Origin of the sequence: Nonomuraea mangrovi (assembly GCF_042681425.1) — a bacterium.
Classification (GTDB): Bacteria; Actinomycetota; Actinomycetes; order Streptosporangiales; family Streptosporangiaceae; genus Nonomuraea; species Nonomuraea mangrovi.
In genome coordinates, this window is sequence record NZ_JBHUFV010000050.1 from 60,501 (window position 1) to 81,458 (window position 20,958).

20 protein-coding genes are annotated in these 20,958 nt (G+C 71.0%); 4 read left to right on the top strand and 16 right to left on the bottom strand.

What is annotated here, in order from left to right:
* Positions 1–11 precede the first annotated feature (11 nt).
* The gene (locus ACFSKW_RS32955; protein ID WP_379576442.1) at positions 12–869 is read right to left on the bottom strand and encodes an aminotransferase class III-fold pyridoxal phosphate-dependent enzyme; all 858 of its coding nucleotides are present in this window, start codon (positions 867–869) and stop codon (positions 12–14) included.
* Positions 870–1,151: 282 nt separating this feature from the next.
* On the opposite strand from ACFSKW_RS32955, the gene ACFSKW_RS32960 reads away from it, so the two are divergent.
* Positions 1,152–1,367, top strand: coding sequence for a tautomerase family protein (locus ACFSKW_RS32960; RefSeq protein ID WP_379576444.1), 216 nt, complete (start codon positions 1,152–1,154; stop codon positions 1,365–1,367).
* Positions 1,368–1,516: 149 nt separating this feature from the next.
* Here the strand turns inward: ACFSKW_RS32960 and araA are convergent, their stop codons facing one another.
* The 7 genes from araA to chvE form a co-directional block, all read right to left on the bottom strand.
* A complete protein-coding gene (gene araA, locus ACFSKW_RS32965) occupies positions 1,517–2,974 on the bottom strand; it encodes an L-arabinose isomerase (RefSeq protein ID WP_379576446.1) in 1,458 nt (485 codons plus the stop codon).
* Complete coding sequence (locus tag ACFSKW_RS32970) at positions 2,971–3,618, bottom strand: L-ribulose-5-phosphate 4-epimerase (RefSeq protein WP_379576448.1); 648 nt, start codon at positions 3,616–3,618, stop codon at positions 2,971–2,973. Before ACFSKW_RS32970 ends, araA begins: the two co-directional genes overlap by 4 nt.
* A complete protein-coding gene (gene araB / locus ACFSKW_RS32975) occupies positions 3,615–5,318 on the bottom strand; it encodes a ribulokinase (RefSeq protein WP_379576450.1) in 1,704 nt (567 codons plus the stop codon). Before araB ends, ACFSKW_RS32970 begins: the two co-directional genes overlap by 4 nt.
* A gap of 28 nt (positions 5,319–5,346) precedes the next feature.
* On the bottom strand, positions 5,347–6,333 hold the full coding sequence (locus ACFSKW_RS32980; RefSeq protein WP_379576905.1) for a LacI family DNA-binding transcriptional regulator: 987 nt from the start codon (positions 6,331–6,333) through the stop codon (positions 5,347–5,349).
* A 69-nt stretch (positions 6,334–6,402) separates the two neighbouring features.
* Positions 6,403–7,620 (bottom strand): multiple monosaccharide ABC transporter permease, encoded by a 1,218-nt coding sequence (gene mmsB, locus ACFSKW_RS32985; RefSeq protein ID WP_379576451.1) that lies wholly within the window; start codon positions 7,618–7,620, stop codon positions 6,403–6,405.
* Entirely contained in the window at positions 7,617–9,110 is a 1,494-nt protein-coding gene (gene mmsA, locus ACFSKW_RS32990) for a multiple monosaccharide ABC transporter ATP-binding protein (protein WP_379576453.1), read from the bottom strand. The genes mmsB and mmsA overlap by 4 nt, the downstream gene beginning before the upstream one ends.
* A gap of 11 nt (positions 9,111–9,121) precedes the next feature.
* The gene (gene chvE, locus ACFSKW_RS32995) at positions 9,122–10,243 is read right to left on the bottom strand and encodes a multiple monosaccharide ABC transporter substrate-binding protein (protein ID WP_379576455.1); all 1,122 of its coding nucleotides are present in this window, start codon (positions 10,241–10,243) and stop codon (positions 9,122–9,124) included.
* 114 nt (positions 10,244–10,357) lie between these two features.
* Here chvE and ACFSKW_RS33000 point away from each other — a divergent pair, with 114 nt between their 5' ends.
* From ACFSKW_RS33000 to ACFSKW_RS33010, 3 genes are all read left to right on the top strand, one after another.
* A complete protein-coding gene (locus ACFSKW_RS33000; RefSeq protein WP_379576456.1) occupies positions 10,358–10,705 on the top strand; it encodes a nucleotide pyrophosphohydrolase in 348 nt (115 codons plus the stop codon).
* Positions 10,706–10,735: 30 nt separating this feature from the next.
* Positions 10,736–12,856: an SF1B family DNA helicase RecD2 gene (recD2, locus tag ACFSKW_RS33005; RefSeq protein ID WP_379576458.1), complete on the top strand. Its 2,121-nt coding sequence runs from the start codon at positions 10,736–10,738 to the stop codon at positions 12,854–12,856.
* Between the two features lie 146 nt (positions 12,857–13,002).
* Complete coding sequence (locus ACFSKW_RS33010) at positions 13,003–13,953, top strand: 3-methyladenine DNA glycosylase (RefSeq protein WP_379576460.1); 951 nt, start codon at positions 13,003–13,005, stop codon at positions 13,951–13,953.
* Here ACFSKW_RS33010 and ACFSKW_RS33015 read toward each other — a convergent pair.
* From ACFSKW_RS33015 to ACFSKW_RS33050, 8 genes are all read right to left on the bottom strand, one after another.
* Positions 13,904–15,850, bottom strand: coding sequence for a heparinase II/III domain-containing protein (locus ACFSKW_RS33015; protein WP_379576462.1), 1,947 nt, complete (start codon positions 15,848–15,850; stop codon positions 13,904–13,906). The genes ACFSKW_RS33010 and ACFSKW_RS33015 overlap by 50 nt on opposite strands.
* A gap of 138 nt (positions 15,851–15,988) precedes the next feature.
* Positions 15,989–16,669: a PepSY domain-containing protein gene (locus tag ACFSKW_RS33020; RefSeq protein WP_379576464.1), complete on the bottom strand. Its 681-nt coding sequence runs from the start codon at positions 16,667–16,669 to the stop codon at positions 15,989–15,991.
* A 57-nt stretch (positions 16,670–16,726) separates the two neighbouring features.
* The gene (locus tag ACFSKW_RS33025; RefSeq protein ID WP_379576466.1) at positions 16,727–16,912 is read right to left on the bottom strand and encodes a hypothetical protein; all 186 of its coding nucleotides are present in this window, start codon (positions 16,910–16,912) and stop codon (positions 16,727–16,729) included.
* A gap of 14 nt (positions 16,913–16,926) precedes the next feature.
* The gene (locus ACFSKW_RS33030; protein ID WP_379576468.1) at positions 16,927–17,685 is read right to left on the bottom strand and encodes a sugar isomerase domain-containing protein; all 759 of its coding nucleotides are present in this window, start codon (positions 17,683–17,685) and stop codon (positions 16,927–16,929) included.
* A 10-nt stretch (positions 17,686–17,695) separates the two neighbouring features.
* A complete protein-coding gene (locus ACFSKW_RS33035; protein WP_379576907.1) occupies positions 17,696–18,424 on the bottom strand; it encodes a GntR family transcriptional regulator in 729 nt (242 codons plus the stop codon).
* 2 nt (positions 18,425–18,426) lie between these two features.
* Complete coding sequence (locus ACFSKW_RS33040) at positions 18,427–19,293, bottom strand: ROK family protein (RefSeq protein ID WP_379576470.1); 867 nt, start codon at positions 19,291–19,293, stop codon at positions 18,427–18,429.
* Complete coding sequence (locus tag ACFSKW_RS33045) at positions 19,290–20,105, bottom strand: carbohydrate ABC transporter permease (protein ID WP_379576472.1); 816 nt, start codon at positions 20,103–20,105, stop codon at positions 19,290–19,292. The genes ACFSKW_RS33040 and ACFSKW_RS33045 overlap by 4 nt, the downstream gene beginning before the upstream one ends.
* The gene (locus ACFSKW_RS33050; protein ID WP_379576474.1) at positions 20,102–20,947 is read right to left on the bottom strand and encodes a carbohydrate ABC transporter permease; all 846 of its coding nucleotides are present in this window, start codon (positions 20,945–20,947) and stop codon (positions 20,102–20,104) included. The genes ACFSKW_RS33045 and ACFSKW_RS33050 overlap by 4 nt, the downstream gene beginning before the upstream one ends.
* Positions 20,948–20,958 lie beyond the last annotated feature (11 nt).

Here is a 20,958-nt window from a genome sequence, read left to right on the forward strand (position 1 = left end):
CGTCAGAGGGATCACCGGCCCACGAGCTCCTCCACCGCCTCGCGGAACAGCACGCCGTGCCTGTCGACGTCGGCGCGGACGGTGTCGGGGCACATGAGCGCCATGTTGTGGAAGGGCGTCAGCAGGATGCCGCGGTTGGCCAGGTACAGGTGGAGGTAGTCGTCGAGCTCCTCGTCCGAGGCGGCGCGGGAGGCGGTGCCGTTGACCGGCGCGGGGGCGGCGAAGCGGTACTCGGCGCGGGCGCCCAGCCGCTGGACGCTCCACGGCAGGCCCGTGTCGGCGATGACGGCGCGCACGTCCTCGGTGAAGACCTCGGCCAGCGCCGTCATGTGCGCGAACGCCTCGTCGGTGAGCACCTCGCCGAGCGTCGCGCGGACGGCGGCCATCGACATGGCGTTGCCCGCGAGCGTGCCGCCGACGCCGCCCATGTCGACGAGGTCCAGGTCGGTGCGGGCCAGCACGCGGTCGGCGAGCTCGGCCGACATGCCGTACGCGCCCGCGGGCACGCCCCCGCCGATCGCCTTGCCGATGGTCAGCATGTCGGGCTCCAGACCCCACAGCGCGGTGGCGCCGCCTGGGCCGGCGGAGAAGGTGTGGGTCTCGTCGTTGATGAGCAGCGTGCCGTAGGCGCGGGTCAGCTCGCGGACCTTGTCCAGGTAGCCGGGCTCGGGGAGCACGATCCCGATGTTCGTCAGCGCGGGCTCCATGAGGACGGCCGCCACGTCGCCGTGCGCGAGCTGCCGCTCCAGACCTTCCACGTCGTTGAACTCGGCCACCCTGCTGGTCGCCGTCACATCGTAGGGGGCGCCGACGTTGCCCTCGCGGCTGACCCCCTGCCACTGCCGCCCGATCGCGTGGCCGCCGCTCACCCATCAGGTGGCCGTCAACCCCCTGAAGAGGGCGATGACCTCCTCGTTCACCTATGCCCCACGTATGCCCCACGGTGTGGCATCCGGTCATTCTCGTGTGAGACTGGCCGTGTCCGCATCAGTGGAAGGGGGAGCGCCATGGCCGAACTCCCGCCCGACGTCCGCGCGCTGTTCGAGGGCCCTGCGGCACGGTCGCCGAGCGGCTGACGTTCACCTGAAGGTCAGGCGCCCCGCCACGCGGTTGTGTCGCACCGTAGAGGCACGAATCACGGGGGAGAGAACATGCCACTCATCAACGTCAAGATCATTGAGGACGTCTTCACCGAAGCGCAGAAGGCCGAGATGGTCGAGAAGCTCACGGACGCCATGGTCAGCATCGAGGGCGAGAACATGCGCTCGGTGACATGGGTCGTCGTCGAGGAGGTCAAGAGCGGTGACTGGGGCATCGGAGGCAAGACGCTGACCACCGCTGACGTCAAGGCCCTGGCAGGAGGCTGACGCGCGGAGCGGTGATGCGGTGCCGGCGATCCGGTAGCCGGGACCGCCGGCGATCGAGGGGGCGAACCGGGGGCACCGTCCCGCCGGGGGAGAGACCGGCGACGAACCGGCCTTCCGTGGGGTGCGGCCGCCCGGGAAGGCCGGGACGGTCAGAGGCCCCTGGCGAGGCGGTAGTAGGCCTGGTTCCAGCGCAGCTCCTTCGCGAACCGCCTGGTCGTGGTGTCGGAGTCGATCATCAGCAGCTCGACCTCCAGCATCTCGGCCAGGTCGGTCAGCTCCTCCGCACCCACGGCCGTGGAGAGCACCGTGTGGTGCGGCGCGCCCGCGGTCAGCCAGGCCTCGGCCGACGTGGCGAGGCTCGGGCGGGGCCGCCAGACCGCGCGGGCGACGGGCAGGCGGGGCAGCGGCTCCAGCGGGGCGACCAGGTCGATCTCGTTGGCCACCAGACGGAAGCGGTCACCGAGATCCGCCAGCCCCACCACCAGGCCGGGACCGGGCGCGGCGTCGAAGACCAGCCGGACCGGGTCCTCCCTGCCGCCGATCGACAGCGGATGGATCTCGCATGACGGGGTCCCCTCCGCGATGGACGGGCAGACCTCCAGCATGTGAGCGCCCAGGATGAGCTCCTGGCCGGGGGCCAGGTGGTAGGTGTAGTCCTCCATGAAGGACGTGCCCCCGCCCGGCGCCATCGCCTTCAGCGTGCGCAGCAGCACCGAGGTCTTCCAGTCGCCCTCGCCGCCGAAGCCGTACCCGTCGGCCATGAGCCGCTGCACGGCGAGGCCGGGCAGCTGGCGCAACCCGCCGAGATCCTCGAAGTTGGTGGTGAAGGCCTTGAACCCGCCCGCTTCCAGGAAGGACCGCAGTCCCAGCTCGATGCGGGCCGCGTAGCGCAGCGAGTCGTGGCGCTCGCCCAGCAGCACAGGCGCGATCTTGTACAGGTCCTGGTACGTGGCGACCAGCGCGCTGACGTCGGCGTCCGACGCCGCGTCGACGGCCTCGACGAGCTCGTTGACGCCGTAGGTGTTGACCGAGACGCCGAAGCGCAGCTGGGCCTCCACCTTGTCGCCCTCGGTGACCGCCACGTCGCGCATGTTGTCGCCGAACCTGGCCAGCTTCAGCGTGCGCAGCTCCCGCAGCCCTGCCGCGGCGCGCGACCACGCCAGAACGCGACCGGCGACGCCGGGGTCGCCGACGTACCCGGCGACGGTCTTGCGGGGCACGCCGAGCCTGGTCTGCACGAACCCGAACTCGCGGTCGCCGTGCGCCGCCTGGTTGAGGTTCATGAAGTCCATGTCGATGGAGCTCCACGGCAGGTCACGATTGGCCTGCGTGTGCAGGTGCAGCAGCGGCTTGCGCAGCGCGTCCAGCCCGGCGATCCACATCTTGGCGGGGGAGAAGGTGTGCATCCAGGCGATCACCCCCGCGCAGTCGTCGTCGGCGTTGGCCTCCAGCATCACCCGGCGGATGGCGGCGGCGTCGGTCAGCACCGGCTTCCACTCCACCTCGACGGGCAACCGGGCGGCGATCTCCCTTGACTGCTCGGCCACCTGCAGCAGTGTGTCCTCGCCGTACAGGCCCTGACTGCCGGTGAGAAACCAGATGCTCAACGGGTGCTCCTCTGTCCATAGACGTTCTGGTAGCGGTCGTACAAACGGTCGATGTCGGCCTGCGGGATCGGCAGCGGCTCGCCGAGCTGGCGGGCGATGTGGACGGTGCGGGCGACGTCCTCGCACATGACGGCCGCCTTCACCGCCGCCTTCGGGTCCTTGCCGATGGTGAAGACCCCGTGGTTCCGCATCAGTACGGCAGGCGAGCGCGCACCGCTGAGCGTCTCGACGATGCCCTGCCCGATCGAGTCATCACCGATGAGCGCGAAAGGACCGACGGGGATCTGGCCGCCGAACTCGTCGGCCATCGCGGTCAGCACGCACGGGATGGGCTCGTTGCGGGAGGCCCAGGCCGAGGCGTACGTCGAGTGGGTGTGGACCACCCCGCCGACCTCGGGAAGGTGGCGGTAGACGTAGGCGTGGGCGGCGGTGTCGCTGGACGGGGCGTGGTCGCCCTCGACCAGGTTGCCGTCGAGGTCGCAGACGACCATCGCCTCAGGGGTGAGCTCGTCGTAGGAGACTCCGGACGGTTTGATGACGAACAGGTCCTCGCCGGGGATCCGGCCGGAGACGTTGCCCGCGGTCCAGGCGACCAGGCTGTTCCTGACCAGTTCGGCGTGCAGGTCGCACACGGTCTTCCTCATGCCCCCGCCTCCTTTCCGGCGGTGTCCGTGGCCTCGGTCTGAGGGGCGATGGCCTGGTCGCGGATGTGGCGGAGGGTGTGCAGCAGAGCGCCGTCCGCGAAAAGATCATGGAGTTTGCGGTATTCGGCATACAGAAGGTCGTAGGCGGCGGCGTGCTTCTCGTCGGGGACGTAGGCCGCGACGGTGCGCTTGCCCATCGCGGCCGCGGCCCGGCCGATGTTTTCGTAGGCCCCGGCGGCCACCGCGGCGTGGATGGCCGAGCCGAGGGCGGGTCCCTGCTCGGATCCGATCAGCGAGAGCGGGCGGCGCAGCACGTCGGCGTACACCTGCATGAGGAAGCGGTTCCTCATGAGCCCGCCCGCCACCACGAACTCCTCCACGGGCACGCCCGACCGCTCGAAGGTCTCCACGATCAGCCGCGCGCCGAAGGCGGTCGCCTCGATCAGCGCCCGGTAGACGTCCTCCGGCCGGGTGGCCAGCGTCTGCCCGACGATCACGCCGGACAGGTGGTGGTCGACGAGGATCGACCTGTTGCCGTTGTGCCAGTCGAGCGCCACCAGGCCGTGCTCGCCGACGGCCTGCGCCGCGGCCAGCTCGGTGAGGTACTCGTGCGTCGACAGCCCGCTCGCCGCGGCCTGCGAGGTGTGGGAGGCGGGTACCCCGTTGTCGACGAACCAGGCGAAGATGTCGCCGACTCCCGACTGCCCCGCCTCGTATCCCCACAGGCCTGGCACGATCCCGTCGCGCACCACTCCGCACATGCCGGGCACCTCGGCCAGCTGGTCGGAGGGCATGACGTGGCAGGTGGAGGTCCCCATGATGGCGACCATCTGGCCCGGCCGCACGGCGTCGGCGGCCGCGGCGGTGACGTGCGCGTCGACGTTGCCGACCGCGACGGCGATGCCCTCGGGCAGGCCGGTCCACGCGGCGGCCCGTTCGGTCAGCCGGCCCGCGAGCCCGCCGAGCGGCGCCACGGGAGCGGTGGCGAGCTTGTCGGGGAAGGAGGCGAAGTCGGGGTTCAGCGCGTCGAGGTAGTCAGCCGAGGGATAGGTCCCGTCCTGGAATATCCCTTTGTATCCGGCGGTGCAGACGTTGCGGGTCTCCACTCCTGCCAGCTGCCACACGATCCAGTCGGCCGCCTCGATCCAGCGCTCCGCACGGGCGTAGACGCCGGGGTCCTCCTCCAGGACCTGCAGCGCCTTGGCGAACTCCCACTCCGAGGAGATCTTCCCGCCGTACCTGCGCAACCACGGCTCGCCGCGAGCCGCCGCCACCGCGTTGATCCGGTCGGCGTGCGACTGCGCGGCGTGGTGCTTCCACAGTTTCGGCCACGCGTGCGGCAGCGCCGGCGTCTCCACGCAGAGCGGCGTGCCGTCGGCGGTCGTGGGCAGCACGGTGCAGGCGGTGAAGTCGGTCCCGATGCCGATCACCTGCTCGGGCGGGATCCCGGCGGCGGCGATCGCCTCGGGTACGGCGACGCGCAGCACATCGAGCCAGTCCTGCGGTGACTGCAGCGCCCAGTCGGGGCCGAGACGCACGTCCGTGCCCGGAAGCGCGGTCTCGATGACGCCGTGCGCGTACTCGTGCACGGCGCTGCCCAGTTCGGCGCCGTCGGAGACCCGCACGACGACGGCGCGCCCCGACAGCGTGCCGAAGTCGACGCCGACCACGTACTTGTTAGCGTTCACAAACTGCTCCATGCGAAACGAGTGAAAGAGGACGGACGGCTCAGCCGGCGGGGGCCGTACTGGACCTGATCATGAACCCCGGCGGCACGACCAGGCGTTCGACATCGACGGGGCCGGACGCGTCGATCTGGCGCAGCAGCAGCTCGATGCTGTGCCTGCCGACGGCGCCGAAGTCCTGCCTGACCGTGGTCAGAGGCGGTGAGAAGAACTCCGACTCGGGGATGTCGTCGAAGCCGACGATGCTGATCTGCTCCGGCACCCTGACCCCGGCCTCGGTGAAGGCGCGCAGCACGCCGAGCGCCATCTGGTCGTTGGCGGCGAACACCGCGCTCACCCCGTCGATCGCGGCCAGCCGCTGGCCCGCGACGTAACCGGAGCGCGGGCTCCAGTCGCCGGACAGCGGCTCGGGCACGGGGCGGCCCTCCTCGCGCAGCACCGCGCGCCAGCCCTCCAGCCTGCCCTCGGCCTCCAGCCAGTCCGGCGGGCCGCTGACGTGCCAGACCGTGTGGTGTCCGAGGTCGAGCAGGTGCCGGGTGGCGAGCCTGGCGCCTTCGACCTGGTCGATGCACACCGCCGAGACGGGCGAGCGGTGGGCGCCTTCGACGGCCACGGCGGGCATGCCCGCGGGCAGGCTGTCCAGCGCGCGAGCCGCCGAGCGCTGCGGGGCCACCACGACGACGCCGTCGACGCCCTGCTCGGCCAGGTAGTCGATGGCCTCGCCGACGCTGGAGGCGTCCAGCGACTTCAGGCTGACGATGCTGACGAAGTAGCCGGCGGTCCTGGCCGCCTGCTCGATGCCGTAGATCGTGCTGGCCGGCCCGTACAGGGTGGTGTCGAAGCTGACCACCCCGAGGGTGCGCGAGCGGCTGGTGACCAGCGCGCGGGCGACGAGGTTGCGCCGGTAGCCCAGCTGGTCGATCGCCTGCAGGACCCGCGCCCGGGTCTGCTCGCGGACGTTGGGGTGGTCGTTGAGGACCCGCGAGACCGTCTGGTGTGACACGCCGGCGAGCTTGGCCACATCAGACATCACGGGGGAGCGAGGCCTGCTCACGGTGACTCCTTTCGCTGACATGTCAGACTAGATCAATGTGCCGGATCAGCGGGCGGCGCCCGAACGCCGCTTGGTCCACACGTCGAAGGCGACCGCCGCCAGCAGCACGGCGCCCTTGACGAGCATGACGCGCTCGCTCGGGGAGCCGATCAGCGACATCCCGTTGTTGATCACCGCCATGATGAGGCCGCCGGTGATCGCGCCGGCCACCTTGCCCACACCGCCCTGCACGGCGGCGCCGCCGATGAAGGCCGCGGCGATGGCGTCGAGCTCGAAGCTGTTGCCCGCGGTCGGGCCCGCCTGGTTGAGCCGTCCGGCGAAGATGATGCCGGCGATCGCCGACAGCACGCCCATGTTGACGAAGATCCAGAAGACGACCTGCTTGACCTTGACACCGGACAGGACCGCGGCCTGCAGGTTGCCGCCGATGGCGTAGATGCGGCGGCCGAAGACGGTGCGGTTGGCCATCACCGAGTAGCCGAGCACCAGCAGCGCGAGCAGTACCAGCACCCAGGGCAGGTTCTTGAACCTGGCCAGCTGCACCACCAGGAAGAGGATGAGCGCGGCGGCCGCGGCCAGCTTGGCCACGAACAGCGGCAGCGGCTCGATCGCCTGGCCGTAGCCTGCGCGGGCGGTGCGGGTGCGCCACTGGGCGGCGGCCATGCCGCCGACCGCCAGCAGAGCGACGATCAGGCTGAACAGGTCGGCGCCGCCGAGCGGGCCAAGACCGATGTTGCCCAGGTAGCCGTCGGTGAAGCCGTTGGCCAGGGTGCGGACCGCGTCGGGGAACGGGCCGATGCCCTGGTTGCCGAGCACGGTCAGGGTCAGCGCGCGGAACAGCAGCATCCCCGCGAGAGTCACGATGAAGGCGGGGATGCCGAAGTAGGCGATCCAGTAGCCCTGCCAGGCGCCGATCAGGCCGCCGGCCGCGATCGTGACCAGCAGCGCGAGCGGCCACGGCATGCCCATGTTCACCATGAGCACCGCCGACAGGGCGCCGGTGACCGCCACCACCGAGCCCACCGACAGGTCGATGTGCCCGGCGATGATGATCAGGATCATGCCGATGGCCAGGATCAGCACGTAGGAGTTCTGGACGATGATGTTCGAGATGTTCTGCGGGGTGAGCAGCGCCCCGTCGGTCAGCACCGAGAACAGCGCGACGATCAGCGCGAAGGCCACGTAGATGCCGCCGGCGCGCACGTTGAGCTTCAGCCCGGCAGGCTTCTGCTCGGTCTGCGGCCGGGCCTGCGTCATGGTCATCGTGGGTTTCCCTTGGTCATCAGATGCATGAGGCTCTCCTGGGTGGCCTCGCCCCGGGGCAGCTCCCCTGTGACGCGGCCCTCGGAGAGGGTGTAGATGCGGTCGCACAGGCCCAGCAGCTCCGGAAGCTCCGACGAGATCACCAGCACCGCCTTGCCCTCGTCGGCCAGCCGGTTGATGATCGTGTAGATCTCGTACTTGGCGCCCACGTCGATGCCCCTGGTCGGCTCGTCCAGGATCAGCACGTCAGGCCCGGTCAGGATCCACTTCGACAGCACGACCTTCTGCTGGTTGCCGCCGCTGAGCTTGCCCACCACGCTGGAGACGCCGGGCGCCTTGATGTTCATGCTGCGGTGGAACTCCTCGGCCAGGAGATACTCGCGCCGCTCGTCGACCCACCACCCCTTCAGCGCGGCGGCGGAGATGTTGCGCTTGATGTCGTCGATCAGGTTGAGGCCGTAACGCTTGCGGTCCTCGGTGGCGTAGGCCAGGCCGTGCCTGATCGCGTCACGGACGTCGCGGATCTCGATCGGCCGGCCGTCCTTGACGATCAAGCCCGAGATGTCGACGCCGTAGGCGCGTCCGAACACGCTCATCGCCAGCTCGGTACGGCCCGCGCCCATCAACCCGGCCAGCCCGACGATCTCGCCGCGCCGCAGGGACAGGCTCGCTCCGTCGACCACCTTGCGGCCATGCTGGCTCGGGCTGTGCACCGTCCAGTCCTCGATCCGCAGCACCTCCTCCCCGATGGCCGGCTCGTGCGGGGGGAACCGGTTGTCCAGCGCCCTGCCCACCATCCCGGCGATGATCCGGTCTTCGGTGACCCCCGCGGCGGCCAGCGTCTCGATCGTCCGGCCGTCCCGCAGGATCGTGACGGTGTCCGCGATCGCGATCACCTCGTTCAGCTTGTGCGAGATGATCACGCACGTGATGCCCTCGTCCCGCAGCCCGCGCAGCAGGTCCAGCAGATGAGCGGAGTCGTCGTCGTTGAGCGCGGCGGTCGGCTCGTCCAGGATGAGCAGCTTCACCTGCTTCGACAACGCCTTGGCGATCTCGACCAGCTGCTGCTTGCCCACCCCGAGGTCCGACACCGGCGTGACCGGGTTGTCGGCCAGGCCCACCCGCTTCATCAGCTCGCCGGCCTCGAAGTTGGTGCGGTTCCAGTCGATCAGGCCGCGCCGGGCGCGCTCGTTGCCCAGGAAGATGTTCTCGGCGATCGACAGCTGCGGGCTGAGCGCCAGCTCCTGGTGGATGATGACGATCCCGGCCCGCTCGCTGTCGCGGATGCCCTTGAACGCGCACAGCTCGCCGTCGAACTCGATCGAGCCTTCGTAGTCGCCGTGCGGGTAGACCCCTGACAGCACCTTCATCAGCGTGGACTTGCCCGCGCCGTTCTCGCCGCAGATCGCGTGGATCTCGCCCCGCCGCACGGTGAGGTCGACCTCGTGCAGCGCCTTGACGCCCGGGAAGCTCTTGCTGATCCCGCTCATCGTCAGGATGCTCACTTGAGCTGGTCCGCCGTGTAGTAGTTGCCGCCGATGATGATCTGCTCGTAGTTGGCCTTGTCGACGATCACCGGGTCGAGCAGGTACGACGGGACGACCTTGGTGCCGTTGTCGTAGTCCTTGGTGTTGTTCACCTCGGGCTTGCCGCCCTTGAGCACCGCGTCGGCCATCTTCACCGTGGTCTCGGCCAGCTTGCGGGTGTCCTTGAAGATCGTGGAGTACTGCTCGCCCGCGACGATCGACTTCACGGAGGCCAGCTCGGCGTCCTGCCCGGTCACGATCGGGTACGGCTGGCCGCTGGTGCCGTAGCCGTTGCTCTTGAGCGCCGACAGGATGCCGATCGAGAGCCCGTCGTACGGCGACAGCACGCCGTCCACCTTCTCGCCGCCGCTGTAGGTCTTGGTGAGGATGTCCTCCATCCGCTTCTGCGCGGTGGCCGGGTCCCAGCGCAGGATGGCCGCGGTCTTGAAGTCGGTCTGTCCGCTCTTGACCTTCAGCGTCCCGCTGTCGATCTGCGGCTGCAGCACGGACATGGCGCCGTTCCAGAAGAAGGTGGCGTTGTTGTCGTCGGGCGAGCCGCCGAACAGCTCGACGTTGAACGGCCCCTTCTCACCCTTGTCGACGCCCAGCCCGGCCAGGAGGGAGGTGGCCTGCTGCACGCCGACCTTGAAGTTGTCGAAGGTGGCGTAGTAGTCGACGTTCGGGCTGTTGCGGATCAGCCGGTCGTAGGCGATGACCGGGATCTTGTTGTCGGCGGCCTGCTGGAGCTGCGAGGTGATCGCGGTGCCGTCGATCGAGGCGACGATCAGGAGCTTGGCGCCCTTGGTGATCTGGTTCTCGATCTGGTTGGCCTGGGTGGGGATGTCGTTCTCCGCGTACTGGAGGTCGACCTGGTAGCCGAGCTTCTCCAGCTGGGACTTGACGTTGTCGCCGTCGTGGATCCAGCGCTCGGACGACTTGGTCGGCATGGTGACGCCGATCAGCGCTCCGGCGCCGGCGGCCGCGCCGCCGGTGGGGGAGGCCTGCGCGTCGACGGTCTTCTGGCTGGAGCCGCAGGCCGTCATCGTCGCGGCCAGGGCGAGCGCGGAGACCACGCCCCAGATTCGTCCCATCCTCATGGTGGTGGCTCCCTCAGGAAAGTGGTGGATTGCGCCGATTGTTATCGTTAACATAATCGCCTGTCAACGGTCGCGATGAAATCTGCCGGTAACACAGGGGTAGTGTCACCAGCCATGACGTCCCCGTTGGAGGAGCTGGCGGTACGGCTGCGCGGGTTCGCGCAAGCGCGTGACTGGGAGCGGTTCCACACCCCGAAGAACCTCGCGATGGCGCTGGCGGGCGAGGTCGGCGAACTCGTGGCGGAGTTCCAGTGGCTCGCCGACGCCGAGCGACTGGACGACGAGGCGATGGCGCGGGTGCGGGCCGAGCTCGGAGACGTGACGGGCTACCTGGTACGGCTCGCCGACGTGCTCGGCGTGGACCTGGTGCGGGCGGCGAACGACAAGCTGGACGAGAGCGAACGCCGCTACGACCCCGAGCTCTACCGGGGCTCGGCCCGCAAGGCGCCGCCGCTCCGCTGAATGTCGGCGGCGCGTGGTTGGATCCTGTGCGTGGAGGCATCCGTCGAGCAGCTCGTGTACGTCAGGGAGGACGCGTACACCGTCGCCCGCATGAGCAGCGAGAGCGGGGCCGCCGGCTTCGTCGCCTCGGGCAGGGCGCTGGCGGGCGCGCAGCCCGGCGAGACGCTGCGCCTGGAGGGCGGCTGGGAGGAGCACGCCACCTACGGCAAGCGCTTCGCGGTCACCGCGTGCGAACGCGTCGTCCCCTCGACGGTCCACGCCATCCAGCTCTACCTCGGCTCAGGGCTGATCCGCGGCATCGGCTCGCGCCTGGCCCAGGCGATCGTCGGCCACTTCGGCGAGTCCACGCTCACCGTGATCGACACCGCGCCCGAGCGGCTCGTCGAGGTGATCAACATCGGCCCCGCCCGCCAGGCGCAGATCGTCGAGGCGTGGAAGGAACAGAAGGCCGTCGCCGCGCTCATGGTGGTGCTGCAGGGATTCGGGGTCAGCCCGCTGCTGGCAGCCAAGATCTTCCAGGTGTACGGCCAGGCCTCGGCCGAGATCCTCGCCTCCGACCCCTACCAGCTCATCGGCCGCGTCAGGGGCATCGCGTTCGCCACGGCCGACAGGATCGCGTTGCGTTCGGGCGTCCCCGAGCGCAGCCCGCAGCGGATCAAGGCGGCCGTCGTCGACAGGCTGGAGGCGGCGGCCGCCCGCGACGGCCACTGCTTCCTGCCGCTTCCCGCGCTGATCGCCCGCACCGCCGAGCGGCTGGAGCTGGAGGAGGAGCTCGTCAGCCGGATGGTCGACGCGCTGCTGGCCGAGCGCCGCGTCGTCGTCGAGGAGACCGACGACGACCTGGTCGTCTACTCCAAGGAACACCACAGCCGCGAGCTCAAGCTGGCCGCGGAGCTGGCCAGGCTGTTCGGCGCCCGCTCGACGCTGCCGCTGCGCGCCTTCAGCGACGACCCAGGCCTGCACGAGGATCAGCTGGCCGCCGTGACCATGGCGCTGACCAGCACGGTCTCGGTCCTCACCGGCGGCCCGGGCTGCGGCAAGAGCCACACGGTGAAGGTGATCGCCTCGACCGTGCGCGCGATGGGCGGCGCCGTCACCCTGTGCGCGCCGACCGGCAAGGCGGCCAAGCGGCTGTCGGAGCTGACGGGGCTGCCGGCGACGACTGTGCACAGGATGCTGGCCGTCCAGCCCGATCCCGACAAGCTCTTCGACCAGACGCCCGCGCAGGCCGACCTCATCGTGGTCGACGAGGCCTCCATGCTCGACCTCCACCTGGCCACGCGGCTGTGCTCCGCGATCCCGGCGGGAAGCCACCTGCTGCTGGTGGGCGACAGCGACCAGCTGCCGAGCATCGGGCCGGGCAGCGTGCTGTCCGACCTGCTGCGGGTCGAGACGATCCCCAGGATGCGGCTGACGCACGTCTTCCGGCAGGCCGAGGGCAGCGGCATCGTCCAGGCCGCCCACCAGATCAGGGCGGGGGCGGTGCCGTACACGCCCGGCGGGGGCGGGTTCTGGTTCGAGGAGCTCGACGACCCTTCGGCGGTGGCGGCGCGGGTCGTGCACCTGGCGACCGAGGCGATCCCCGCCAAGCAGGGCGTCAGGCCCGACCAGGTGCAGGTGCTCTGCCCCATGCGCAAGGGCGACGCCGGCACGGCGGAGATCGGGCGGCTCATCCAGGAGCGGCTCAACCCCGCCCGTGACGGCACGCCCGAACACTGGTCGGGCGCGTCGGTCTACCGGGTCGGCGACCGGGTGATGCCCATCCGCAACAACTACGACAAGGGCGTCTTCAACGGCGAGATGGGCACGGTCGTCGCGCTCGACATGGACGAGCGCGTCGTGGAGGTGCGCATCGACGAGGGCGACGTGGTGCCCTACCGGTTCGACGAGCTCGACGACCTCACCCACGCCTACGCGATCAGCGTGCACCGCTCGCAGGGCAGCGAGTACCCGTTCGTGGTCGCGCCGCTGGTGGTGGAGGCGGGCGGTGTGATGCTGCGCCGGCGGCTGCTCTACACGCTGGTCACCAGGGCCAAGGCCTGGGTCGTGCTGGTCGGGCAGCGGGAGGCGCTCGAGCTCGCCGTCCACCGGCTCGGCCTGCGCCGCAACACCGGCCTGACGCGCCGCCTCGCCCTGATGCTCACCTCGTGACGGCGGCCTGCCGCCGGGCGTTGAGCAACCCCGTGACGGCCGCCACCCGCGGGCCCGCCGGGCCGTCGTCTCGCGCCGATGTCCATCCCGGTGACCGGCGGCGCCCGGCGGCCACGGCAGTGGGCCGGGGTTCCTACGATGAAACGGTGAGGATCCTCGACAAGCGGGAGTGGCAGGCGCGGGCCGAGGCGCATCAGCGGCGGGTCGACGCCTGGGTCGGGCCGCACCTGAGCCGCCGCAGGGAGGGTCAGGCCCACCCGGTCGAAGACTTCCTGTTCGACTACTACGGCTACCGTCCGGGGCGGCTGCGCAGGTGGCACCCGGGCGCGGGCGTCGTGCTGGCGGAGGCACAGGGCTACGGGGCCGACTACCTCGACACCGACGAGGGCGCCACCGTCGACGCCGACCGGCTGCTGGCCAAGCGCAGGGCCATGGTCGAGTGGACGGCCGCGCTGCTGTCGGCGACCGCGTCGCGGCAGGGGCAGTTCGGCTGCTTCGGCATGCACGAGTGGGCGATGGTCTACAAGCAGCCCGCCGACGAGGTACGGCACGCCGCCCAGCCGCTGCGCATGCCGCCCGAGGAGATCGCCGCCGTCGTCGAGCGCAGGGGCGCGCGGTGCAGCCACTTCGACGCGTTCAGGTTCTTCACCGAGGCCGCCAGACCGCTCAACACCCTGCGGCCGACCCGCGAACGCCAGGTGGAGCTGGAACAGCCCGGCTGCCTGCACGCCAACATGGACCTGTACAAGTGGGCCTACAAGCTGTCGCCCCTCGTGCCGAGCGAGCTGGTCGCCGACTGCTTCGAGCTCGCCCGCGACATCAGGACGCTCGACATGCGCGCCAGCCCCTACGACCTCAGCGCGCTCGGCTACGAGCCGGTCCCGATCGAGACGCCCGAGGGGCGGCTCGCCTACGCGGCCGCCCAGCGGGGCTTCGCCGAGCGGGCCGCGCCGCTGCGCCGCACGCTCGCCGACCTGTGCCAGAGCCTGCTCCTCAACACGCCCGCTCCCGGCGGGAGTCTCGGCGCGGGTTTTCCGCGAGGGGAGCTCAGCGTGGATGCTCCCGGCGGGAGTCTCGGCGCGGGCGTTCCGAGCTGAGCTCGAAGGTCGCGTGGAAGCGGGCGTGGTCACCATGCCCGCGCAGGAGGATCACGCCGAGCGGACGCCCGTTCGGGTTGCCCGTCGCCGTCGCCGTGTAGGCCTCGAACCCTTCCGGCACGGCCAGCGCCAGGCGGGGCGCGCCGTCGACGTCCCAGGCGCCGCGCAGGACACGGTCGGGCGGCACGAGGAGCGTACGGACGTCGCACAACGCCGTCTCGTCCGGGGCCGGCGCGCCGGCCCGCTCGGTGGTGGTGAAACGGACGTCGCGCAAGGCCGTCTCGTCCGGGGCGGGTGCGCCTGCCCGCTCGGCGGCGGCGAAGCGGCCGTCGCCGTGGAAGACCCACTCGATACGGCCTGGCGCCGCCAGCGTGACCGTGAACTCGTCGGTCCACCCGCCGTCGGTCACCTCGACGGAGCGGCGCAGGACGGTCCCCTCCCACGCCGACTCCGCCACGAGGTGGCGCGCGGACGACTCCAGCAGGCGTCCGGTGTGCGCGGGCTGCCGGGCACCGTCGACGATCACCAGGTTGTGCGCGTGGGGTGAGCGCATCCACGCCGTGAAGTCCGAGCCGTAGCCGCTGGTTCCGAGGTCGAGGCTGGACCAGCCCGTGGCGGTCTCCACGTCGACGTTGAGCTTGTCGCGGTGGTCGTGCCAGCCGCCGTCGGGGCCGAACCGCATCGCCAGCCGTACCGAGGCCGAGCGCAGCAGTCCGATCCCCGTGCACGGCCACACGAACGAGGCGCGGTCGCCGGAGCCCGCGGGCACGTCGTCGGGACCGAAGACCAGGGCGGCGACCGACGAGCGGCCCTGGATCTCCGCGCAGCCCGGCAAGGTGGCAGGGTTGCCGAACCAGGGACGCACCGGGCCGGGCCGCGGGCGCTCGTAGTAGGGAGCCAGGTCGACCGGCGCCTCGGGCACGACCGCGCAGGCGGCCTCGGCCTGGGAGGCGAAGTCGCCGACGTGGCAGTCGGCCCAGCCGTCGCCGTAGGCGGGAAGGCAGGTGTCGGCGTAGGCGAGGGAGGGCGGGGCGGCGATGGCGCGCGACAGCCGCAGCGCCGCCCGCGCGGACAGCCCCGCGGGCCCCGCGGCCTCGCGGTAGGACAGGAGCGCGGCGACCGCGTAGTAGTGGTAGTGAGCGTTGACCTCGTACCAGAGGCCCTCGGGCCGGAAACCCTCGATGACCTGGGTCTCCGCGCCGAAGGGGGAATCGCGGCACCACGCCATCAGCTCGTCGTTGCCCAGCCGGGCGGCGCACTCGGCCAGCGCGGCCAGCAGCCAGCAGTGGATGTTGTGGATCATGCCGACCTGCGGGCGCAGCAGCTCTACGATCGCCCGCGCCATGGCGTCGACCGCCAGGCAGGTGGCGGGACTGAGCGCGTCGCCCGCCCAGCGCAGCGCGCGCAGCATGCCGACGGCCCAGACCGCCTCGTCGAGCGACTGCGGCAGGACCCTGCCCGTGCCCGCGTTGACACCGTGGGGCTCGTAGGCAAGGTAGTCGCGCGCGTAGACGGCCGCGATGCGTTCGAGCTCCGCGCGTGGCTCCTGGCCGTCCGACAGGCGGACCAGCAGGGCGGCGCGCTGTGCCTGGACGGCGGCGGCGTTGTGCATCGTGGTGCGCCACGCGCCGTCCCACGGTTCGCCGAGGTAGACCCTGCCGCACAGGGAGCACGCGTGGCGCGCGGGAGTGGCGGCGTCGAACACCAGCGGCGCGCCGTCGCCGTCGCAGAAGTAGTGGTGACTCCACGCCGACGGGCGTTCGGGGCCCGGGATGACCAGCTCGCGCGTCCAGCGGGTGAAGTCGGCCCTGATGGCGGCCAGGATCGTGGCGGCCCACGGTCTGGTCTCGACCCTGCGCAGGATCGCGGGCCAGCGGGGCGTGTACGCGGCGCTCATGTCACCATCGTGACGCGAGCGCCCAGGTCGCGATCGTGGTGCGGTGTCATGTCACCATCGTGACGCGGCATGCCGCGATCGTGGCTCATGTCGCCTCATGGCGCGGCGGTCGCGTCACGCCACGGGATCGACCCGATGTCAGCTCGTCGAGCCTTCCTTGGAGACGGTGCCGTCCTTGGCGTCGACGTAGACCTCGTGCTTGGTCCCGTCAGGGGTGAGGAGGTCGGCTTCCCACGCCACCTTGCCCTCGTGCCGGTCCAGGTACAGCTCGGCGATCCTGCCTTCGGGCACCGACTCGGTGGCCTTCTGCGCCGCCTCCTTGTAGGTGAGAACGGCGCTCTTGACCATGTCCATGAGCTTGGCCTTCTCCGCCGCGTCGTCCTGCTCGGCCGTGGGTCCCGAGACCACGTTGCCCGACTCGGCGTCGATGTCCATGCTGTGCTCGGTGCCGTCCGTCCCGACGACGTGGGCCTCCCAGGTCCGACCGTTGTCCCTGGCCTCGATCGCGATGAGCGTGGAGCCCTCGACGGCCTCCACCGCCGCCATGCCCGCCTTCTCGAGGCTCTCCACGTCGCCCGCGCCCATGCTGGGCGCGCCGCTGGGCTCCATGGTCGGGTAGCCGCTGGGTTCCATGCTCGGGGCTCCGGTGGGCATCCCGGTGGGAGACGGGAGGGCTGCGACGGCGCCTCCGGCGGGCACCTGCTTGGCCACGGCGGTGCCGGACTCGGTGCCGTCGGTCCCGCAGGACGCCACCCCGAGCAGAACCGATCCGGCGAAGATTGTGCCGATGATGGTCTTTGTCCGTTTTCCACCATTCATACTGGTGACGCTGCCCGGAACGTCGTAAAGGCACGCCCAGCGATCAGGCAATACGGTTCAGGCCGGAGAACCGACCACTGCCTGGTCCACCGTCCCTTTCGCGGCCTGCTCGCCCAACGTGAGGCCGAGCCCCGGCCGCGCGTACCGGCCGGGGCCACCGGCCCGCCTGGCGTAGCCGCAGCCGACGCCCTGGTGGCCCTGCTTGGCGCCGATCTCGGCGAACAGCACGGCCACCTCCCTCATCGGCCGCGGGACGCCTAGTCTCGCGCCCTGCCCTCGGCGGCGTGCAGGCGACGCCGGTGCTCGTCGAAGACCTCGTCGTTCGACGACACCGAGGCGCCGGGCACGGTCGGCGAGACGAACGTCGGGACGACCACGCCCCTGCCCGCCAGCACGGCGGCCGTCCTGGTGACGATCTCGTGGCTGACCACGCAGGCCACGACGGTCGACGCGCCGCCGACGGGACGGTCCCATCCGTCGACGTCGACGATCGCGTCCTGTACGGGCACGCCCGTGTCGATGGTGACGTCGCACACCTCGGCGATGCGCCTGCCGCTGGAGTGCTCGGCGGGACGCTCCAGGTTGGCGACGGAGGTGACGGCCACGGTGAACAGGCCGCGCTTGGCGCCGTACATGGCCGCCTCGACGGGAGCGGCGTTGCGCCCGCCGTGCGAGTAGACGACCAGCACGTCACCCGCGCTGAGCGGCTCGTGGTCGAGGTACTGCTCGACGTAGCCCTCGGTCCGCTCCAGCCACAGCAGCTCCCGCACCCCGCCGGGGCCGAGCACGTTGTGCCACATCAGGCGGGGATCGGTCAGCGGGTGCAGCCCGGCGAAGCTGCCGTAACGCGGGAAGGCGTCCATGGTGGGGATCACCGAGTGGCCGCTGCCGTACAGGTGGATGAGGCCGCCGTTCTGCACGGCGTCGGCGCAGCGCTCGGCGACGGCGTCGAGGGCGGCGCCCTGGGTGGAGTCGAGGCGGTCGAGCAGATCGATCATGAGACGGGTGTAGGTCACGAGATTCCTCTCATCGCAGGGCCAAGCGGATCTGGTAGCGGTCGCCGCGCATCACGCTGCGGACGTACTCGAAGGGGCCGTGGGCGTCGAAGGTGAGGCGCTCGACGTAGAAGGCGTGCGCGCCGGGCGCCACGCCGAGCGTGGGGGCGTCCTCGTCCAGCACGCCGCCGACGGTGAAGGTCTCGATCGCCTCGCGCGGCACGAGGCCGTAGTGCTCGCGCAGCGTCTCGTACAGCGAGCGGTCGGTGAAGTCGAGCCGATCCAGGCCGGGGAAGCGCTCCAGCGGCAGCAGCGCCGTCTGAACACCGACGGGGCGGGCGGTGTCGGTCCTGAGCCTGCGCAGCCGCAACAGCAGGTCGCCGGGTCCCAGGCCCATCTCCTTCGGCAGGTCGCAGTCGACGGCGGGCACCACGCCCTGCTCCAGGACCCTGGCGCCCGACGGGTGCCCGAGCCCCGCCAGTTCCGCGGTGAACGAGGTGACGCCGCGCGCGCCCGCCGTCAGGCTGGTGTCGCGGACGAACGTCCCCCTGCCCTGCTCGCGCACCAGCACCCCGCGGTCGACGAGCCTGGCCAGCGCCTGACGGATGGTGACCCTGCTGACGCCGTAGGCCTTTCCCAGCTCGTCCTCCGTGGGCAGCTGGGCGCCCGGCACCCACTCCTCGGCGTCGATGCGTTGCCGCAGCGACCGCTCCACCTGCAGGTACAGCGGCACGCCCGAGGTCGGGTCGAGCCCTTTCATGTTCACCAGTCCTCCCCGATCCTGGCCGCGAGCAGCGCGCCCACGGCTCCAGCGCTCGACCCGAGGCCCGCCGCGACCACCGGCACCCGCCGCCCGTCGGGCGAGGCGAGCCGCTCGATGTGAACGGCGAGCATGGGTCCCAGCACGTCCATCGCGTCGGCCATGCCGCCGCCCACCACGACGACCTCGGGGTCGAGCGTGCTGGCCAGCGCGGCGATGCCCCGCGCCAGCCGTCGAGCGTAGGCGTCGAGTTCGGGCGGCATGCGGCCGGCGCGGGCGGCCGCGACCAGCTCAGGCCCCCGCCCGCCGAGCGCCGCCCCCGAGGCGGCCCCCTCGAACCCGCCCGTGTCGAACCCGCCCGTGTCAGGCCCGCCCGTGTCAGGCCCGCCCGTGTCAGGCCCCGTGTCGGAGCCGGCGGGGAGCCAGCCCCACGAGCCCGCGCTGCCGTGCGCGCCGCGCCAGATCCTGCCGTCGACGAGCAGCGCGCCGCCGATCCCCGTGCCGACGGCGACCAGCACGGCCGAGCGCCGTCCCTTGGCCGCGCCCTCCACCGACTCTGCCAGCAGGGTGAGGTGGCCGTCGAGGCCCAGCCGTACCGGGGCGCCGAGCCGTTCCGCCAGGTCGTCGGCCAGCGGACGGCCCTGCAGCCACGGCAGCGCGGGCACGAACACCGGGCTCCCGCCCGCCGACGTGCCGGGCAGCCCGACCCCCACCGTATGGGCCCCCGGCCCCGCGAGCTCGGCGACCAGGCCGACCAGCTCGTCGTAGGAGCGGGGCACCGTGTGCCTGGCGACGGCGCCGCGCACGCCGTCGCTTTCGACCAGCACCCGCAGCAGGGTGCCCCCCACGTCGACGCCGACGTACCTCATCCCTTCACCCCCGTCCTGGACAGCGAGGCCACGAACACCCGCTGTGCCAGCAGGAACACCACGATCGTCGGCAGGGAGGCGATCAGCGCCCCGGCCATGACCACGTTCTGGTACTGCACGGAGGTGCTGTAGTTGAGCAGCCGGCTCAGCGCCAGCACCACGGGGAACTTCGCGTCGTCCTGCAGGATCGACAGGGGCCAGATGAAGTTGTTCCAGTAGAAGACGAACGAGAAGATCGCCAGGCTCACCACCGCGGGCCGCAGCAGCGGCGTGACCACCCGCCACACGATGCGCAGCTCGCCCGCGCCGTCGATGCGGGCCGCGTCGAGCAGCTCGTCGGGCACGTCGGCGACGAACTGCCGCATCAGGAAGACGCCGAAGGCGTTGGCCAGCCACGGCAGCAGCACGCCCAGGTAGCTGTCGGCCAGGTCCATGGACGACACCAGCCAGTAGAGCGGCACGAGCGTCACGACAGGCGGCAGGAACATGGTCGCCACCACCCCCCAGAACAGCGCCTCACGACCCCTGAAGTGGTGCTTGGCGAACACGTACCCGGCCAGCACGCTCGTGACCAGCACCGACACCGTCGCCACCCCGGCCAGCAGCAGGCTGTTGACGAACGCCGTGCCGAACGGCACCGCCTCGAACACCTCCGCGAACGCGCCGAACGACGGCTCGCGCGGCCACCAGGTCGGCGGGATCGCCTGCAGTTCCTCGGGCCCCTTGAGGCTGGAGATCACCATCCAGTACAGGGGGAACAGTGCGGGCAGCATGACCAGCGCGATCGCCGCCGCGGCCGCCGCACGCCTCATGACCGCCTCCTGACCGCGGCGAGGAACACGCCGCCGAGCGCCACCAGGAGCACCAGCAGGGTGAACGCCATCGCGCTGGCCTGCCCCGCCATGCCGTGCTGGAAGGCGGCCCGCTGGATCGCGAACGACAGCACGCTCGTGCTCTCAGCGGGACCGCCCTGCGTGAGGATGTAGACGGGGTCGAACACCTGGATCGCGTTGATGATCGCCACCAGCCCGATGAAGACCGTCGTACGGCGCAGCAGCGGAAGCGTGACGTGCGCCGTCTGCCGCCAGAACCCGGCGCCGTCGATGCGCGCCGCCTCGTACAGGTCGGCGGGGATCTGGGTGAGCCCCGCGACCACCAGCACCGTGTAGTAGCCGGTCATCTGCCAGATGTGGAAGATCACCAGCGACACCAGCGCGGTGTCGGGCGAGCTCAACCAGGTCGGGTCCCATGCGTCGAACAGCCGCGACAGCGGCCCGTAGTCGGGGGCGTAGAGCCCGCCCCAGACGATCGAGATCGCCACCGTGGGGATCACGTACGTCGAGAACAGCACCGCCCTGGCCGCCCCCTTGCCCATGACGCGGGGGAAGTACAGGAGCATGCCGAGCGCCAGGGACAGCGGCAACGTCACCACGACCACCAGCGCCACGTACAGCGCGGTGTTGCCGAGGGCGGTGAAGAAGCCGTCGTCGCCGAGCAGGTCGGTGTAGTTGCCGAGTCCCCGCCACGACATCTCGCTCAGCGGGGTGTACATCGACCACTCGTGCAGGCTGATCCAGAACGTCAGCCCGATCGGCACCACCGTGAACAGGCCGATGACGAGCATGGCGGGTGACAGGAACGCCACGGCCGCCATGCTGCGACGAT

Excerpts from the sequence above, each read along its gene's own strand:
- ACFSKW_RS33000 (WP_379576456.1), top strand. The coding sequence starts at position 10,358 with ATGACGTCCCCGTTGGAGGAGCTGGCGGTACGGCTGCGCGGGTTCGCG.
- ACFSKW_RS33020 (WP_379576464.1), bottom strand. The coding sequence starts at position 16,669 with ATGAATGGTGGAAAACGGACAAAGACCATCATCGGCACAATCTTCGCC.
- chvE (WP_379576455.1), bottom strand. The coding sequence starts at position 10,243 with ATGAGGATGGGACGAATCTGGGGCGTGGTCTCCGCGCTCGCCCTGGCC.
- ACFSKW_RS33045 (WP_379576472.1), bottom strand. The coding sequence starts at position 20,105 with ATGAGGCGTGCGGCGGCCGCGGCGGCGATCGCGCTGGTCATGCTGCCC.
- ACFSKW_RS33050 (WP_379576474.1), bottom strand. The coding sequence starts at position 20,947 with ATGGCGGCCGTGGCGTTCCTGTCACCCGCCATGCTCGTCATCGGCCTG.
- ACFSKW_RS33015 (WP_379576462.1), bottom strand. The coding sequence starts at position 15,850 with ATGAGCGCCGCGTACACGCCCCGCTGGCCCGCGATCCTGCGCAGGGTC.
- ACFSKW_RS33035 (WP_379576907.1), bottom strand. The coding sequence starts at position 18,424 with ATGAAAGGGCTCGACCCGACCTCGGGCGTGCCGCTGTACCTGCAGGTG.
- araB (WP_379576450.1), bottom strand. The coding sequence starts at position 5,318 with ATGGAGCAGTTTGTGAACGCTAACAAGTACGTGGTCGGCGTCGACTTC.
- ACFSKW_RS32980 (WP_379576905.1), bottom strand. The coding sequence starts at position 6,333 with ATGTCTGATGTGGCCAAGCTCGCCGGCGTGTCACACCAGACGGTCTCG.
- ACFSKW_RS33025 (WP_379576466.1), bottom strand. The coding sequence starts at position 16,912 with ATGAGGGAGGTGGCCGTGCTGTTCGCCGAGATCGGCGCCAAGCAGGGC.
- ACFSKW_RS33040 (WP_379576470.1), bottom strand. The coding sequence starts at position 19,293 with ATGAGGTACGTCGGCGTCGACGTGGGGGGCACCCTGCTGCGGGTGCTG.
- ACFSKW_RS32960 (WP_379576444.1), top strand. The coding sequence starts at position 1,152 with ATGCCACTCATCAACGTCAAGATCATTGAGGACGTCTTCACCGAAGCG.
- mmsA (WP_379576453.1), bottom strand. The coding sequence starts at position 9,110 with ATGAGCGGGATCAGCAAGAGCTTCCCGGGCGTCAAGGCGCTGCACGAG.
- mmsB (WP_379576451.1), bottom strand. The coding sequence starts at position 7,620 with ATGACCATGACGCAGGCCCGGCCGCAGACCGAGCAGAAGCCTGCCGGG.
- ACFSKW_RS32970 (WP_379576448.1), bottom strand. The coding sequence starts at position 3,618 with ATGAGGAAGACCGTGTGCGACCTGCACGCCGAACTGGTCAGGAACAGC.